General features: G+C 63.3%; 14 protein-coding genes. 5 read left to right on the top strand and 9 right to left on the bottom strand.

The genetic code is table 11. The features are described from left to right. Positions 1-5: 5 nt before the first annotated feature. A complete protein-coding gene (locus tag MKZ91_RS19080) occupies positions 6-2,258 on the bottom strand; it encodes a glycoside hydrolase family 9 protein (protein ID WP_336172638.1) in 2,253 nt (750 codons plus the stop codon). 276 nt (positions 2,259-2,534) lie between these two features. On the opposite strand from MKZ91_RS19080, the gene MKZ91_RS19075 reads away from it, so the two are divergent. Both MKZ91_RS19075 and ade read left to right on the top strand, forming a co-directional pair. After that, positions 2,535-3,860: an aspartate aminotransferase family protein gene (locus MKZ91_RS19075; protein WP_336172637.1), complete on the top strand. Its 1,326-nt coding sequence runs from the start codon at positions 2,535-2,537 to the stop codon at positions 3,858-3,860. Between the two features lie 136 nt (positions 3,861-3,996). After that, on the top strand, positions 3,997-5,694 hold the full coding sequence (gene ade, locus MKZ91_RS19070; protein ID WP_336172636.1) for an adenine deaminase: 1,698 nt from the start codon (positions 3,997-3,999) through the stop codon (positions 5,692-5,694). 7 nt (positions 5,695-5,701) lie between these two features. On the opposite strand, the gene aac(6') is transcribed toward ade, so the two are convergent. Next, complete coding sequence (gene aac(6'), locus MKZ91_RS19065; protein ID WP_336172635.1) at positions 5,702-6,163, bottom strand: aminoglycoside 6'-N-acetyltransferase; 462 nt, start codon at positions 6,161-6,163, stop codon at positions 5,702-5,704. Further along, complete coding sequence (gene bglA / locus MKZ91_RS19060; RefSeq protein ID WP_336172634.1) at positions 6,163-7,794, bottom strand: beta-galactosidase BglA; 1,632 nt, start codon at positions 7,792-7,794, stop codon at positions 6,163-6,165. Before bglA ends, aac(6') begins: the two co-directional genes overlap by 1 nt. Positions 7,795-7,969: 175 nt before the next feature. On the opposite strand from bglA, the gene MKZ91_RS19055 reads away from it, so the two are divergent. Continuing rightward, on the top strand, positions 7,970-8,887 hold the full coding sequence (locus MKZ91_RS19055; RefSeq protein WP_336172633.1) for a sugar kinase: 918 nt from the start codon (positions 7,970-7,972) through the stop codon (positions 8,885-8,887). Positions 8,888-9,010: 123 nt separating this feature from the next. Here the strand turns inward: MKZ91_RS19055 and der are convergent, their stop codons facing one another. After that, a complete protein-coding gene (gene der, locus MKZ91_RS19050) occupies positions 9,011-10,444 on the bottom strand; it encodes a ribosome biogenesis GTPase Der (protein WP_336172632.1) in 1,434 nt (477 codons plus the stop codon). Between the two features lie 208 nt (positions 10,445-10,652). On the opposite strand from der, the gene MKZ91_RS19045 reads away from it, so the two are divergent. After that, the gene (locus tag MKZ91_RS19045; RefSeq protein ID WP_336172631.1) at positions 10,653-10,784 is read left to right on the top strand and encodes a hypothetical protein; all 132 of its coding nucleotides are present in this window, start codon (positions 10,653-10,655) and stop codon (positions 10,782-10,784) included. A 104-nt stretch (positions 10,785-10,888) separates the two neighbouring features. Here the strand turns inward: MKZ91_RS19045 and MKZ91_RS19040 are convergent, their stop codons facing one another. Further along, positions 10,889-11,557, bottom strand: coding sequence for a tetratricopeptide repeat protein (locus MKZ91_RS19040; RefSeq protein WP_336172630.1), 669 nt, complete (start codon positions 11,555-11,557; stop codon positions 10,889-10,891). A 181-nt stretch (positions 11,558-11,738) separates the two neighbouring features. Further along, positions 11,739-12,326, bottom strand: a complete 588-nt coding sequence (locus tag MKZ91_RS19035) for an NnrU family protein (protein ID WP_336172629.1) — start codon at positions 12,324-12,326, stop codon at positions 11,739-11,741. Positions 12,327-12,550: 224 nt separating this feature from the next. Here MKZ91_RS19035 and MKZ91_RS19030 point away from each other — a divergent pair, with 224 nt between their 5' ends. Next, positions 12,551-13,558, top strand: a complete 1,008-nt coding sequence (locus tag MKZ91_RS19030) for a polysaccharide deacetylase family protein (protein WP_336172628.1) — start codon at positions 12,551-12,553, stop codon at positions 13,556-13,558. Positions 13,559-13,580: 22 nt separating this feature from the next. Here MKZ91_RS19030 and sbmA read toward each other — a convergent pair whose 3' ends face one another. The 3 genes from sbmA to map all read right to left on the bottom strand — a co-directional run bounded on the left by sbmA (position 13,581) and on the right by map (position 17,147). Then, complete coding sequence (gene sbmA, locus MKZ91_RS19025) at positions 13,581-14,840, bottom strand: peptide antibiotic transporter SbmA (RefSeq protein WP_336172627.1); 1,260 nt, start codon at positions 14,838-14,840, stop codon at positions 13,581-13,583. A 164-nt stretch (positions 14,841-15,004) separates the two neighbouring features. Further along, on the bottom strand, positions 15,005-16,204 hold the full coding sequence (locus MKZ91_RS19020) for an MFS transporter (protein ID WP_336172626.1): 1,200 nt from the start codon (positions 16,202-16,204) through the stop codon (positions 15,005-15,007). Between the two features lie 193 nt (positions 16,205-16,397). Beyond that, entirely contained in the window at positions 16,398-17,147 is a 750-nt protein-coding gene (map, locus tag MKZ91_RS19015; protein WP_336172625.1) for a type I methionyl aminopeptidase, read from the bottom strand. Between the last annotated feature and the right edge of the window lie 53 nt (positions 17,148-17,200).

The raw sequence follows: 17,200 nt of genomic DNA, 5'->3' as shown, positions 1-17,200 counted from the left end.
CGACTTTAGCGGGCATCGGCGAGAAAGGACGCGACATAGACGAGCGGCGCATTCCAGTTGATGGCGATTTCGTTGGACCCATAGGCTTCGACGTCATCGACATAGCAGGTCTGCGGCGCGCAGCCGCGCAGGCGCTCCCTGGCGATATCGTCGACAAGGGTGGAATTCGGTCCGCCAGCGAGCGAGCCGACCGGCGGAGCGGGCAAGCTCGGGTCGCGCTGGCGCGCGTACCACCGGCTGTGCTGGTTCTGCGGCGAACGGGCACCGTAGCCGGTGACATAGGACAGGCCCATGGCGTTGCGGCCGAGAATATAATCCATGCCCTCCCGCACACCGTCGAGAAACGCCTTCTCGCCCGACAGATCAAAGGCGGCCGACAGCACGATGAGGTTCTGCAGCATCAGTTGGTTCGACCCCCAATCGTAGCGACGTTCCCGCGGCTGGTAGACGAGACCGAAGGGTTCCGTCTGCTGCAAAGCCAGGAAGTGCCGTGCGGCGACAAGCACCGACCCACGGATCGCCTCCTGATCCGCCTTTGGCAGACCCGAGCCATAAAGCGCCAGTTGCAGCCGCGCGAAGCCGGCGACGTTGCGCCAGTCGAATGCACCACCAGGAGACAAGACGTCGTCCGTCCAGAGCGGCGAAGCCTGCAGGGTCTTGAGATACTCGCCGTTGCCGGTGGTCAGATAAAGTTCGGTCGCTGCCCAGAAGAGCTCGTCCAAGATGCTGTCGTCGTCGTAGTCGCCACCACCGGCAAGGCCATCGGATTTGGGTGCGAACAGGGCGGGGCTTGCATTGGCGGCCACCCAGGCCTTGCGTGCGGCCGCAAGCAAGCGGGCCGAAAAGGACGGGTTCTGATCGGCAAAGAGCCGCGCACCCTGGGCGGCAACGGCAGCGACATCGAGCGTTGCCGCCGTCGACGGGCGATGCAGCGCCCGCGGCTGCGGATCGTCACTCGGCAGCATCGGCGCCGTGGTCCAGGCGGTGTCATGCACCTTGTGATGCACCATGCCGGCCAGTGGTTCGCCATCCGGAACCATCATTCGCAGCAGGAAGTCGAGCTCCCAGCGCGCTTCATCGAGAATGTCGGGAAGGCCATTGCCGTTTTCGGGAATGCGGGAGAGCCCGTCGCGCGTCACCGGCGAGCCGGGAGCAAAGAAAAGGCCACGTTCGTAGGCCGCGAGCAACTGCGCCGCAGACAATGCGCCAGTCACGGCATATTTTCCGTGGTCACCGGCATCGTACCAGCCGCCGGTGACATCGAGCCGGTAGGAACAGGACCAGCCGCCATAGAGCGCCTCGGCCTGTTCGCCGCTAAGGCACGCAACCGCCGTGTCACCCACGTTCGGCGCCACGCCGACATGGCCGGCGGGCCGAGCATAGGCCTTGCCGGCGATCGCCCCCTTGATCTCGATGCCGCTGCGCTGCGGATAGAACCAGGAGAGCGCGTCCACACGCAACTGCCCGTAAAGGTCTTCGCCGATAGAAAAGCGATCACTCGCCCAGTCGCCGGAGACCAGGCGATAACCGTCACCGGACACGGAGAAGGGCGAGAAATCCGCAATCTGCGTGCCGACACCGGCGGTCGGATCGAAACCGCTTGGATGGGTCTTGCCCTTGCCGACGATCCGGTCCTTCGCATCGAGCAATTGAAAGTCGATCGCCTGTTTCGCATCGGCGACGAAGGTCGCACGCTTCGGGCCGTCCGTGAGATAGCCGGACTGATTGACGCGAATGGCAGGACCCTCGCTCGCCCGTCGTGCCGCTGGCGACACGGCGCCGGTCGCCACCAGCGACACGTCGTCCAGGCAGACGCGGCCGGGCTCCCTGCTGCCGAGCGGCAACACCAGTTGCGCTTCGTCCGGCTCCAGCGCCTCGAATTCGGTGGAGAATGGGGTGCCGTCCGGCGAACCCGCGACGGTAAACTCGGTCGCCGCCGTCCAAGGCTCCTGGGCCCGTTGGACCCGTCCCGAAACCGCGCGTGCCGGCTCGGTGGCAACCGTCATTGACAAACGATAGATCCGGCCCGGTTCCAGTTTCAGGCCGTTGACGCCAATGATCTGGCTCCAAGCCTCATCGTTGCTCTCAACCCGGACGCAGAGCCGGCCGTTTGCGCGTTCGAGCTTCAGCCCGTCGCTTGCCCAGAACGCGTCCTTATCCTCGCTGAAATGGCCGTCCGCGATCAGTTCGGCGCCCGCCGCCATGCCGGGCAGGAAAAGCGCGACAATCGCCGCGTGTGCTATCCCGAACCTCGACACGTCCCCAGCTCCCAATTGTCCTGACCGGTTGCCGGGCGCAATGCCCGGTTGGTAGGCGGCCATGGACCCGGCAAGGCATGGCAGGAGAGCCTTGCCGCAAACAGGTTAAGCTTGAGAAAATTTCCGGCCACGCGGCGTAAATTCGCCCCTTGCAGTCTCACTTGTGTGAAGCGCCCACGGCTTGACGCGACCCGGTGCCCTGTTAGTTTGACCAAAGGGTAAAAAATAGGGGTGGCAACGCCCCCCGGACGAGAAAAGAGACCGAGGAGAACTGAAATGTCGAACCGCCTCAACACGCCGAACGACCTGCGCGCCTTCTGGATGCCGTTCACCGCAAACCGGCAGTTCAAGAAAGAGCCGCGCCTGTTCGTCGGCGCCAAGGACATGCACTACACGACCCATGACGGTCGCACGGTGCTGGACGGAACGGCGGGTCTGTGGTGCGTCAACGCCGGCCATTGTCGCCCGAAGATCACCGAGGCGATCAGCGAACAGGCGGGCGAACTCGACTATGCGCCGGCCTTCCAGCTTGGCCACCCCAAGGCCTTCGAACTGGCGAACCGCCTGGTCGACATCGCGCCTGAGGGCATGAACCACGTTCTTTACACCAATTCCGGCTCGGAATCGGTCGATACCGCACTGAAGGTGGCGCTCGCCTACCACCGCGCCAAGGGCGACGGCTCGCGCTTCCGGCTGATCGGTCGCGAGCGCGGCTATCACGGCGTCAACTTCGGCGGCGTCTCCGTCGGCGGCATCGTCTCCAACCGCAAGATGTTCGGCACGCTGCTCACCGGCGTCGACCACATGCCGCACACGCATCTTCCGGCCAAGAACGCCTTTACCCGCGGCGAGCCGGAACATGGCGGCGATCTTGCGACCGAGCTCGAGCGCATCGTCACGCTGCATGATGCGTCCACCATCGCGGCCGTGATCGTCGAGCCGGTCGCAGGGTCCACCGGCGTGCTGATCCCGCCGAAGGGCTACCTGCAGAAGCTGCGCGAGATCTGCACCAAGCACGGCATCCTGTTGATCTTCGATGAAGTGATTACCGGTTTCGGCCGCCTCGGCACGCCCTTTGCCGCCCAGTACTTCGACGTGAAGCCCGACATCATCACCACCGCCAAGGGCCTGACCAACGGTGTCATCCCGATGGGCGCGGTCTTCGTCACCTCCGAGATCCATGATGCTTTCATGAATGGCCCGGAGCACATGATCGAGTTCTTCCACGGCTACACCTATTCGGGCAACCCGATCGCCTCTGCCGCAGCACTCGGCACGCTCGACACCTACAAGGAAGAGGGTCTGCTTACCCGCGCCGCCGAGCTCGCCCCCTATTGGGAGGAAGGCCTGCACTCGCTCAAGGATTGCCCGAATGTCATCGACATCCGCAATCTCGGCCTGATCGGCGCGATCGAGTTGCAGCCGATCGCCGGCGAACCGACCAAGCGCGCCTTCTCCGCCTTCCTCAAGGCCTATGAGAGCGGCCTGTTGATCCGCACCACCGGCGACATCATTGCGCTGTCGCCGCCGCTGATCATCACCAAGGCCCAGATCGACGAGCTCTTCGGCAAGCTGCGCGCCGTTCTCAACAGCAACATCTGAGCAGGCTGCTCGCCGACAATCTTGACCCTTCCCCCGGCGACGGGGGAAGGGTTACTCTTATCCACCATGCCGAATCCACACACGCCCCGACAGAAATCGGGTCCGTGGCCGCATACACGAAGAATTGGAGTTGCTCATGTCCGAAGCGCTGGAACGCTACATCGATCAGGGCGTCGGACGGGAGCCTGCCGACATCGTCTTGAAGGGCGGCCGCTTCTTCGACCTCGTAACCGGCGAACTGGTCGCTTCCGACATCGCGATCTCCGGCGACCGCATCGTCGGCACCTTCGGCAGTTATGAAGGTCGCGAGGAGATCGACATCACCGGGCGCATCGTCGTGCCGGGTTTCATCGATACGCATCTGCACATTGAATCCTCGCTGGTAACTCCGCATGAGTTCGACCGCTGCGTCCTGCCGCTCGGCATCACCACCGTCGTCTGCGACCCGCACGAGATCGCCAACGTGCTCGGCACCGAGGGTATCGAGTATTTCCTCGATTCCGCGCTCGAAACGATCATGGACATTCGCGTCCAGCTCTCCTCCTGCGTACCGGCGACGCATCTGGAAACCTCGGGTGCGGACCTGCCGATCGAAAGGCTCCTGCCCTTCCGCCATCATGAGAAGGTCATCGGCCTTGCCGAGTTCATGAACTTCCCGGGCGTGGTGCACAAGGACCCGGTCTGCCTTGCCAAGCTCGATGCCTTCCAGGGCGCCCATATCGACGGCCATGCGCCGCTGCTTTCGGGCAAGGATCTCAACGGCTATCTCGCCGCCGGCATCCGCACCGACCATGAATGCACCACGGCTGAGGAGGCGATGGAGAAGATCCGCAAGGGCATGCACATCCTCGTGCGCGAGGGCTCGGTCTCCAAGGACCTGCACGCGCTGATGCCGATCATCACCGAACGCCTGTCGCCGCAACTGGCGCTCTGCACCGACGATCGCAATCCGCTCGACATCGCCGAGCAGGGCCATCTCGACCACATGATCCGCACGGCGATATCAGCCGGCGTCGAGCCGCTGGCGATCTATCGCGCCGCCTCGATCTCGGCCGCCCGCGCCTTCGGGCTGCGGGACCGCGGCCTTGTCGCGCCCGGCTGGCGCGCCGATCTCGTGGTGATCGACAGCCTGGAAAACTGCAAGGCGGAGACGGTATTTTCCGGTGGCCGCCGCGTGACCGATGCGCTCTTTGCCACCCGCAAGCCCGTCGCTCCCGTCGGCCTCGACAGCGTCAAGGCCGGCCATGTCCACGCCAGTGCCTTCGGGATCCCCGTTGCCGATGGTGACACCTCGGTTATCGGCGTGCTGCCCGGGAAGATCATCACCGAACACCGTCGTTACCGACTGCCCGCCGTCGGCAACCAGACCGGCGTCGATCTCGGCCGCGACATCATCAAGGTGGCCGTCATCGAACGCCACGGCGTCAACGGCAACCACGCCAACGGTTTCGTGCAAGGGTTTGGCCTGAAGAAGGGTGCGATCGCCTCGACCGTCGGCCATGACAGCCACAATATCTGCGTCGTCGGCGTCAACGACGAGGACATGGCAATCGCCGCCAACCGGCTCGGCGAGATCAAGGGCGGCTTCGTCGTCGTCGAGGACGGCAAGGTAACCGGTGAGATCGCGCTGCCGGTTGCCGGCCTGATGAGCCTCGAGCCTTACGAATCCGTGCGCGACACGCTTCACCATCTAAGGCACGCGGCCTTTGCACTCGGCGCGACGCTGGAGGAGCCGTTCCTGCAACTCGCCTTCCTGCCGCTGCCGGTCATCCCGCACCTGAAGATCTCCGACCGCGGACTGGTCGACGTCGACAAGTTCATGCTGATCGGCTGAGTGGCACTCAGTTGTCAGCCGTCGGCGACAGTTCCTTGCGGAAATAGACGACGCGCTCCGTCTCCTCGAAACCGAGCGTCAGGTGCAGGCTCTGGCTCTTGAGATTGTCCGTCGCCGTGTCGGAAGCGAGCTCCTGACAGCCTTGGGCTGTCGCCCAACGCTCCACTGCCGTGATCAGCGCCCGGGCAACCCCACGGCGTCGATAGCGCGGCAGCACATAGATGCCCTCGAGGAAGGCGACAGGCGATGTTTCACAGCCGTTGACATAGTCCCGGCGGATCGACGCTTCGGCAAAGCCGGCAGCGACGCCAGCCTCGTCCTCGCAGAGAAACGATGCATAGCGCTCGCTGTCGGCAAGGCAGAATTGGATCTCGGCGCGGTGCTCCGCCTCCGCCGTGTCCGGCCACAGCGCCATCCGCATCTCGACCCAGCGACCGATTGTTTCTTCATCCATCAACACGATGCGCATCAGAACTTCCCTGAGAAGGCCGACAGGCCGGCAAGCCTGATGCTACCCGCTTCGAGCCGCGGCGGATATCCGGGCAAATCCAGGGGCTTAAGGTCGGCAGGCGCCAGAAACTCCTTGGGCTTGCGCGTCAGGTTGAAGACGAAGAGCAGCCGCTCGTCACCCGTCTCCCGCACGAAGGCGAGCAGGTCGTCGTTTGAGCCGAGGAAACGCATCGCGCCATCACGCAACACCGGCTGCGATTTGCGGAAGGCAAGTGTCGCCCGGTAGTGGGCGAGCACGGTGTCGCCCGTTTCCTGCACGCTTACCGCAAGGCGCCGGTGTTCCGGCGGCACCGGCAGCCACGGCGTGCCGCCGGTAAATCCGGCATTGGCCGCCGCCTCCTTCCAGGCCATCGGCGTGCGGCACCCGTCGCGCCCCTTGTAGGACGGCCAGAAGCGGATGCCATAGGGATCGCGCAGGTCCTCAAACGCAAGTTCCGCCTCAGGCAGGCCCAGTTCCTCACCCTGATAGAGGCAGATGGAGCCGCGCAGGCTTGCAAGCAGCGTGATCGCCAGCCGCGCTACCGTCTCACGCTCGGCCTCGCTCCGGGCAAAGCGGCTGACGTGGCGGGTCACGTCATGATTGGAAAAGGCCCAGCAGACCCAGCCATCGGTCACCGCCTTCTGGAAATTTTCGACGCAGCGACGGATATGGGTTGCAGTGAAATCCGGGCCAAGCAGGTCGAAGGTGTAACACATGTTGAGCTTGTCGCCGCCGCCGGTATAGGCGGCCACCGTCTTCAGCGAGCGAGCGCCGTCGCCCACCTCGCCGACGGTCATGCGGCCATCGTAGCGGTCAAGCAGCGCCCGGAAGCGCTGGAGAAAGGCGACATTCTCCGGCCGGCTCTTGTCGTGCAGGTGGTCCTGCATGCCGTAGGGGTTCACGTCAGGCGCATCGTTGCTGGTGGCGTCCGGGTCGGGAACGAGCGGCGGGTTGTCGCGCAAGTGCTTGTCGTGGAAGTAGAAGTTCACCGTGTCGAGGCGAAAGCCGTCGACACCGCGATCGAGCCAGAAGCGGGCGGCATCGAGAACCGCGTCCTGGACATCAGGATTGTGGAAGTTGAGGTCCGGCTGGGAGCCCAGGAAATTGTGCATGTAGTACTGCTTGCGCACCCCGTCCCATTCCCAGGCCGGGCCGCCGAAGATCGACAGCCAGTTGTTGGGCGCGGTACCATCCGGCTTCGGATCCGCCCACACATACCAGTCCGCCTTCCCGTTCGTGCGGCTCGAGCGGCTTTCGACAAACCAGGGATGGCGATCGGAGGTGTGCGAGATCACCTGGTCGATGATCACCTTGAGACCGAGGCGATGTGCCTCGGAGAGCATCTCGTCGAAATCGGCGAGCGTGCCGAACATCGGATCGACGTCGCAATAATCGGATACGTCATAGCCCATGTCGGCCTGTGGCGAGGTGAAGAACGGCGACAGCCAGATCGCATCGACACCGAGCGAGGCGATGTGCGGCAGCCTGCGCGTGACGCCCTTGAGATCGCCGATGCCGTCGTCGTCGGTATCCTGGAAGGAGCGCGGATAGACCTGGTAGATCACCGCGCCGCGCCACCAGTCCTCACCCGATACCTTGAGAGACGCCATGAATGCCCCCTGAAAGACGATCCGTTGGACAAGGTGTAGCCTTGCCCGGGACGGGAGTAAACGCCGTTCCCCGCCTCGCGCGCCTGTTGCTTGAATGTCGCCGGGAAACAATCTCTTGCCGTATGCGGCCGAGCCCCTTATCCCGTCTCTGGCGAAATCTTGTGAGGAGAAAGACGTGGCCGGTAAGATGCTTGCGATCGGGGAATGCATGGTCGAGCTCATGCAGGCGGAAGGCGGGCTCTTGCGCAAGGGCTACGCCGGCGACACCTTCAATGCCGCCTACTACGCCCGCCTCTTCATGCCCTCGGACTGGACCATCGGCTATTGCTCGGCCGTCGGCACCGACACCGTCTCCGACGAGATGCTGGCCTTCATGGCGGAAAAAGCGATCGACACGTCAGCCGTGCGCCGCATCGAGAACCGCTCGGCCGGCCTCTACATGATCCACCTGAAGGATGGCGAGCGCAGCTTCTCCTATTGGCGCTCGCACTCGGCCGCCAAGCTGCTCGCCGACGACGCAGACCACTTGCGACGCGCGATCGAAGGCTCCGACCTCATTCTCTATTCGGGCATCACGCTGGCGATCCTGGCACCCGACGCGGTCGAAACCCTGCTGTCGGAGCTGCGCCGTGCCAAGGCCGCCGGCAAGCTGGTGGTCTTCGATCCCAATATCCGCCCCCGCCTCTGGGACGATGCCGAGCGTATGCGCCGCACGCTGACCGACGGCGCCCGTGCCGCAAGTCTTGTCATGCCGAGCTACGACGACGAGGTTACCCATTTCGGCGACGCCTCGATCGAGGCAACGATCGCGCGCTACAAGGGCCTCGGCGCCAAAAATGTCGTCGTCAAGGATGGCGAGAAGGGCGTGACCCTCGCCTTCGGCGATGCACCGATTGAACATGTGCCCGCAACGCCGGTCGAGCGCGTGGTCGACACCACCAGCGCCGGCGACAGCTTCAACGGCGCCTTCGTCGCCCGCCTTGTCGCCGGCGACAGGCCAGCGCAAGCCGCCGCCTTCGCGGCCAGCGTCGCGGCCGGCGTCATTGGGCACCATGGTGCACTGGTGGCGAAAGAAAAACTGCCCACGCCCTGAGCCGCGGGGTCATTTTCAGTTCGCGCAATTCCGGACGGAAAACCGCTCCGCACTTTTCCTGGAATTGCTTTGTTTGCCGCAATTCCGGACGGAAAACCGCTCCGCACTTTTCCTGGAATTGCTTTAACGGCGCTTCTTCGCCTTGGACTCGTACGGATTGTCGCCCGAGCGGAAGTGCATGCGGATCGGCACGCCCGGCAGGTCGAAATCGTTGCGCAGGCCGTTGATCAGGTAGCGCACATAGGATTCCGGTAGCGCGTCGGGGCGCGTGCAGGAGATCATGAAGCCCGGCGGGCGAGCCTTCACCTGGGTCATGTATTTCAGCTTCAGGCGACGGCCGGAAACGGCCGGTGGCGGATGCTGGATCGTCTGCGATTCGAGCCAACGGTTGAGCCGCGCCGTCGAGATGCGCCGGTTCCAGGTCTTGTCCGTCTCGATGATCGCCTGCATCAGCCGGTCGAGACCATAGCCGGTGTGGCCGGAGATCGGCACGGCGCGGATGCCGCGCGCCTGCGGCAAGAGCCGCTCGGTCTTTTCGCGAAGGTCGGCGAGCACCGCCTGCCAGTCCTCGACCAGGTCCCACTTGTTGAAGGCGAGCACTGCCGCCCGGCCCTCGCGCAACACGAGATCGACGATCTGCAGGTCCTGCTTCTCGAAGGGAATGGTCGCGTCGAAGACGATGACCACCGTTTCGGCAAAGCGGATGGCGCGCAGTGCGTCGGCGACGGAGAGTTTTTCGAGCTTCTCCTGCACCTTGGCCTTGCGGCGCATGCCGGCCGTGTCGAACATCTTGATGGTGCGGCCACGCCAGTCCCATTCGACGGAGATGGAATCGCGGGTGATGCCGGCTTCCGGCCCGGTCAAAAGCCGGTCTTCACCGAGGAAGCGGTTGATCAGCGTCGACTTGCCGGCGTTCGGGCGGCCGACGATCGCCACGCGCAGCGGCTTGGTCTCGTCATAGGTGGCTTCGACCTCTTCCTCTTCGCCGTCCTCATCTTTGAACGTCGGGCGCAGGTCGATGTCGGTTTCGGCCACGTCGTCTTCCGGCGGGAAGGCGCGGTCTTCGCCGATCGCTGCGACGATCGCGTCGCGCAGGTCGAGCATGCCCTGGCCGTGCTCGGCCGAGATTGGGCAAGGCTCGCCGAGGCCAAGCGTGAAGGCATCGTAGAAGCCGCCGTCGGAGCCGCGCGCCTCGGACTTGTTGGCGACCAGCACCACCGGCTTGCCGCGACGACGCAGCATTTCGGCGAGCGTCTCGTCAGCCGGCGTCAGGCCGCCTTTGGCATCGACAAGAAACAGCGACAGGTCGGCCTCGTCGATCGCGGCCTCTGTCTGCGCCCACATGCGGCCCTGCAGCGTATCGGGGGCCGATTGCTCGAGACCGGCCGTATCGATGATGCGGAAGCGCAGGTCGATCAGCTTGGCCTCGCCCGGGCGCCGATCGCGGGTCACGCCCGGCGTATCGTCGACGAGCGCAAGTTTCTTGCCGACCAGACGGTTGAACAAGGTGGACTTGCCGACATTGGGACGCCCGACGATGGCGACGGTGAAGCTCATGGATCTGTTCCGTTTCCGCTTGGAGCGCAGCACCCGATTGGCTGGCCGCACTCTAATCTTGTTTTCTGCCGCATTGGGCAGCGACAGTTCCAACGGGAACTGTCCCGATTGTCCTTGACGCAATCCCGCGCGCAAAACCGCTACGCACTTTTGCTGGAACTGCTTGTCTGTCTGCCGCAGTTCCGAACGCAAAACCGCCTAGGCACTTTTGCTGGAACTGCTTGTCTATCTGCCGCAGTTCCGGACGCAAAACCGCTACGCACTTTTGCTGGAACTGCTTGTCTATCTGCCGCAGTTCCGGACGCAAAACCGCTACGCACTTTTGCTGGAACTGCTTTAAATGCTTTAGCGCACAACCCCAAGACCGAGATCGGTCCTGGGATCATGCGCTGATTCGAACGGGTCTTGCACCCTGCGCCCATCCGCTTAAGGACAGGCGGAAACTTAGGCCTTGCCGCTGGCAGCGATCACGTCGAGCAGCATCTGGGCGCGACCGGTAATGTTACGCGGGCTCTGCGTGTCGTCGACGATCTGCTGGAACCAGGTCTTTGCCTTGGCATAGTCGCCTGCCTTGTAGGCTGCGAGACCCAGAGCTTCGCGCGCCGAATGGCGCATGTTGTTCTGCGGCGTCGCAAGCTGCTCGACCTCGGCCGAAACCTGGTCGTAAGTGCCGGCATCGACAAGCAGGTAGGCAGCCCGCAGCCGCGCCGCTTCCTGAATGGCGACCGGCACGCTGCCGTCCTTGCCGATCGCGGAGAACGCCTTGACCGCCGCGTCGGTATCACCCTTCTGGGCTTGCAGCGTCGCCGCGCGCAAGCGGGCGAGAACCGGATAGGCGCCATAGCCGTCCTTCTCGAGCGCGCTCAAGGCAGCCAGCGCCTCGTCGGTCTTGTTCTCCTTGGCAAGATTGAGCGCCTGCAGGAATGCATCGCCGGACTTCGAGGATGCGCCTTCCTGCCAATAGTCGAAGCCGACCTTGCCGATGGTTCCAAGGACGATGAGCACGGCAATCGCCACGATGACACCACCGAAGCGGGTCCAGATGCTCTTCATCTGGTCGGAACGCAGTTCCTCGTTGACCTCGCGGATAAAGCTGTCGTCTTGGTTCGCCATCTATTGCCCCGGCCTTGCCTGCACTGGTCCGCCGTTCCAACCGCTACTCGACGGTCGGGGACGAACGCACACTCTAAAACTGTTCGAGCATGCACGACGCACATTCGTGCGCGCGTCGCGCTCTCATGGATTTTGCGCCTTCTACCCGATTTTGCGGCGCTTGTAAGGGGGCTGGCGTTATTTAGCCCATCACCACGGGTGCAACGCCGATCAACCATTCGTGCAGCTTCCAGACGAAGAGCACATAGGCGACAAGACCGATGACGACGGCAAGCACATCGTTTACCGCCGACTTGAACACCGGCAGCACCCGTTCGCCTGCCCGCTCGCGGCGTTTCAGCGAGATGCGCAGGATCACTGCCCAGGCCAGAAACGAACCGAACAGCAGGACGGAGGACGTCTCGCCGTTGGCCAGCAGATGCGCCAGTGCCCAGGTCTTGATCGACAGCACCTGCGGATGCTTGACCGCGACCGCAATGCGCCCAGCCGGCAGGAGACCGGCGGCGAGGAAAATGAAGGCTAAGAGCATCAGGAGAAGCGCGATGTGGCGCATGAACACCGGCGGATTGTAGAGCATCCCGGCCTCGCCGCGCGCCTGGCCGAAACCGTAGATGATCAGACAGAGGCCGATCAGGCTGAGGATTGCATAAAACGCCATCCAGGTGCCCTTGCCGCGGCTCGCGATGACGCCGGCGCGAAAGCCGGGCGCGACCACGCGGATGAGATGCAGGCCGAGGAAAAGGATGATGCCGAGAAGGAGTATCGCCATGGGGCCACCGCTTTGTTCGAGATACCGGACCAGTCCAGCGCCCGCTTGCCGCGAGAACGCAAGCGGACCGCTGTAGCACTTTGATTTTCTGGGTCATTCGCCCCTGAGCCGATTCTGGCCCAGGCCACAATGGAGTAGCCTTGATGGCGGCTTTTTTCCAGAGCGATCAAAGGATTGCCGCATTTTCGAACCATCTGCGACAAAACCAATTGTCGCAGTTGATCATGATCCGTATTTCCCTCGCGTTGTCATTCGCCCTCATTCCCGCCATTGCCGGAGCCGAACCGGCAGCGCCGGCGACCGTTCCGCTCGGCGACAGACAGTTGGTGATCGTCTCCTTCGATGGCGCTCATGACAATGCGCTTTGGGAAAAAAGCCTGGCGATGGCAAAGCGCACCGGCGCCCATTTCACCTATTTCCTGTCCTGTACCTTCCTGATGACGAAAGCAGACGGCAAGGAGATTTACAGGCCGCCGGGGATGAAGCCCGGTCGCTCCAATGTCGGTTTTGCCCAAAGCCGTGAGGAAATCGCCGCACGCGCCGGCCATATCTGGCAGGCCCATCTCGACGGTCACGACATCGCCAGCCACGCCTGCGGCCATTTCGACGGCAAGGGCTGGAGCCAGGCCGACTGGGAGAGCGAGTTTTCGACATTCAACACGGCGCTCGCCGACGCCTGGAAAAAGGCGGGCAAGCCCGAGGCGGAACCGGCGGGTTGGGCGGAGTTTGCCAAAACCGGCATCAAGGGCTTCCGCGCGCCCTATCTGTCCTTGAGCGACGGCCTGCTGCCGGCACTGAAGGCGGACAACTTCACCTATGATGCAAGCCTGGTGACCAAGGGGCCGGGCTGGCCGACCACCAAGGACGGGATGCCGCGCTTCGGCCTGCCGCTGATCCCCGAGGGTCCGTCGCAACGCCCCGTCATCGGCATGGACTACAATCTCTTCGTCCGCCACTCGATGGGCGTCGAGAACAAGAAGGACAGCGCCCGCTTCGAGGAGCGCACCTACGGGGCCTACAGGAAAGCCTTCGACCGCGAATATGCCGGCGACCGCATCCCGCTGCAGCTCGGCTTCCACTTCGTCGAAATGAACGGCGGCGCCTATTGGCGCGCGCTCGATAGATTGCTGGGCGAAGTCTGCGGCAAGCCCGACGTCGCCTGCGTCAGCTACGCCCAGGCGCTGCCGATGATCGAGCAGGCAAAAAAGAAGGCGGGTCGCACCGCCTTCTGATTGCTCTCTGCTTTCATGAAGCTCAGGCCAGTTCCTCTTCGCCACCGACTTCGATGAACTTCTGATCGATCTCGGGCAGCGGCTCTTCGTCGATCGTTGCCTCGAAGGCGCGCAGGCGCTTGTAGATCGACAACAGTTCGACGATCGTCGGCCAGGACGAAACCAGGTACTGGAACGACGAGGTGACCTGTCCGAAGGCACCAGAGATCTGGTTCAACGCGCCAAGCGTGATCTTGCCGGCAATGATCGACGGCGCCAGGATCAACAGTGAGAAGATGTTGTTGATCTGCAGGTAGAAGATGCGGGCGATGTTGAAATAGAGGTAGTGGAAATAGAGCCGGAAGTAGTTCCGGCGAACGTTCTCGAACAGTTCGGCAACCGTCGGCGGCTGGGCGCGATCGGCGTGGTCTTCGCCATAAACCAGTTCCTTACGATAGGCCGCCTCGACACGCTGGTTACGGAATTCCAGGCCCGGCAACTTGATACCGACAAGGGCCAGAAACACCGTACCGAAGAGCGACCAGAGCACCGCTGCGGTGACCAGCGGATAAGGAATGGCTCCAACGATCGGCAGTTCGGTGACATTTGCGGAAAGCCGGATCAGTACCGGCGTGAAGGCGATCAGCGTCATGACGCTGTCGATCAGGCTGACGCCGAGACCTTCAACCGTGGTCGAAAAGCGCATCGTGTCTTCCTGCACACGCTGCGAGGCACCTTCGATATGGCGCAGCTTGCCCCAATGGGCCATGTAATACTCGTTCATCGCCGTGCGCCAGCGGAAGATATAGTGGCTGACGAAGAAGCGGGTCATTACGGCCACGGCCACGGCGACCAAAGCGATGCCGAGAAATACCGCGATCTGGCCGTAGAACTCTTCGGCCGTCACCACCTTCGATTTGGAAACCGCCGCCTGGATCAGGTCCCAGAACGGACCGTACCAGTTGTTGATGGCAACACTCACCTGCACCTGAAAATAGGTGACGAAGAGGATAAGCGCCGAGCCGAGGATTGACCAATTCTGCCAGCGATGCGGGGAATAGACGTACCAGAACGCCGCGAACAACCCGGTGACCAGCGCAAAGTAGACGTAGAACCAGATGAAGGCCGGCGACCAGAAGGCGGAGATACCGACAACCGGCGGTGCATCCGATGGCACAGGCGGCATGCCGAAGACGGTGCCGAGCTGCTCACCTCCGCCATACCAGAAGGCAATGGCAACCAGCGACCAGACGACAAAGGAAATGAAGAAGAGCTTCGGCTTCGGGAAGAAGGATAGGAACAAGTGCGGCACTCTCGTTTCGGAGGAGGAGAACAACTCGCCTCCCGAAGCGCCGAAACTAGGGCAAAGCGCCGTCCTCAACAATCGGGTAATACAAACGTTACTGCTATTTCATCCGGGCGAGCGACGGCATTCAAGGGCGGTATTGCAGATGCACCACCGCCCTGTCAGCCCTTCAACGCCTGCGAAATCCGCTTCAGTTCGACAACGATGATACCGCCGCAAAGAAAGAGCACGGCTGCCGCAATCAGGGTCGGTGCGGCGAAGCTGCCGGTACGCTGCGCAAGGGAACCGGCGACCAGCGGACCGACGATCTGGCCGATCCCGAAGGCCGCGGTCATCAGCGCGAGTGCCTTGCGCGGGCTTTCCGGTGCGAGCTTTCGGCCGATCTGCAGGCCATAGGCGGTGATCATCATGAAGGTTGCGCCCAGCATCAGGCCACCGGCAAGCGGGGCGTAAGGCAAGGGCAGGCTCACGGTCAGCACCAGCCCTACCGCCTCGACCAAAAGGCCGATCGCGTAGACGCCGGCAAGGCCGAAACGCGGCACGGCGAAGCGCCAGAAATAGATGGAAAGGGCGGCACTCAAGCCCGTCAGCAGCCAGGCGAGAAACTCGAAGCTGTGGCCGCCGCTTGCGTCGCGCGCCATGGCAACAAGAAAAGTGGCGGTTATGACGTAACCGAAACCGAAGAGCGCGTAGGTCAGCGTCACAACGGTGAACGGTCGCGTCCAGCGCAGCGGCTTTTCACGCAAGGCCCCTGCTCCGGATGAAGGAACAGCGGGCAGGAGTGCGGCGACCGCAGCGGTTCCAACCAGTCCGACCAGGGCACCGGTGAACCAGTCGCTCACGGACGTCGTCAGCCCTGTATGCCCCGCAAGCGGGTTGGCCCAGACACAGAGCGAGGAGAACGCGATACCGAGACCGACGCCGCCGAAATGCACCGTCGGCACATGTTCGGAGCGTGCAAGCAGGCCATGGCCGAGCACGATCCCGGAAATGAAGATCATCGCAAAGGCACTGGCGAGCCCGGCGAGAAAGCGGATGAGCGCCAGCACGAAGACGGAGGACGAAAGCCCCATCGCCGCCAACAGCACCGTTGTCGCAGCGAGTGCGGCAAGACCGATACGGCGCTCATGCCCATGCGCCCAGCCGTAGGCTGCCAGGATCGCGCCGGCGAGGTAGCCGACGAAATTGGCCGAAGCGATGAGGCCGGCGTCACCGGGGGAGATGTTAAGATCGGTCATCATCGCCGGCAGGATCGGCGTGTAGGAGAACCGGCCGAACCCCATGGCGACGGCCATGGCGATGGCGCCGGCGGTTGCCGTGGCCGTGATGTTGGTCTGGAGCGGTCTGTCGAGCGTGGTCATGCGCTTTTATTGCGCCGCAACACGGGCGACCACAAACGACAATAATTGAAGGTCCTATTGAGAAAATCGAACGGTCGCCGATTTCAATGGCTTACTGCAACCTCTGAAACCGGATCAGCCCCTCTGGCGCCGCAATGCGTCGTGACCAAGGGCTGGGAGACGGCGGCCGTCAGACCGCCGTCGCACCGGAGATTTAGCCGGGCAGCGTCACGACGAGCGGCCCGCCGCGGGTGACCACGACGGTGTGTTCAAACTGCACCGTCGGCGCGCGCGGGTCGCTGTAGAGCGTCCAGTCGTCATTGCCGCCTTCGGCCCATTGCGCGCCCATCGACAGGAAGGGCTCGACGGTGAAGACCATGCCATCGGTCATGCGCCGGCGCTCGCGCGGATCGGGCCAGGTGGCGATCTCGGTCGGCTCCTCATGCAGCGAGCGACCGATGCCGTGGCTGGCGAGGTTGGTGACCAGCGAGTAACGGTTCTTGCGGGCGAAATCGCCGATGGCGTTGCCGATGGCGGCGAGCGGCTGGTCGGGACGCACCTGCTTCAATCCCACCCACATCGCCCGCTTGCCGTCGCGGCAGAGCCGGTCGATCGCGGCGGTGACCGGCGGCACCGGGAACGAGGCACCGGTATCGGCGAAGATACCGTCCTTTTCAGCCGAAACGTCGATGTTGACGAGATCGCCCGCCTTGATCACCCGGCTGCCCGGGATACCGTGGGCGATTTCCTCGTTGACACTGATGCAGGTCGCACCGGGAAAATTGTAGCAGAGCTCGGGCGCCGAGCGGGCGCCAGACTCTTCCAGCACCTTGCGACCGATCGCGTCCAGCTCCGCCGTGGTGATGCCCGGCTCCAAGGCCTCGCCCATCGCCTGAAGCGCATTGGCGCAGATGCGGCCGATTTCCTTCAGCCGCAGCAGATCTTCTTCGTTGTTGAGGGTCATCCGTGTCTCGCTTTCGCGCACACATGTAGCGTGTCGTCGGGCGTTACGCCAGC

It is taken from the genome of Ensifer sp. MJa1, from assembly GCF_037026475.1.
Taxonomy (GTDB): domain Bacteria; phylum Pseudomonadota; class Alphaproteobacteria; order Rhizobiales; family Rhizobiaceae; genus Ensifer.
The sequence above is the reverse complement of the archived record's forward strand: the minus strand, read 5'-3'. Positions and strand labels throughout refer to the sequence as shown.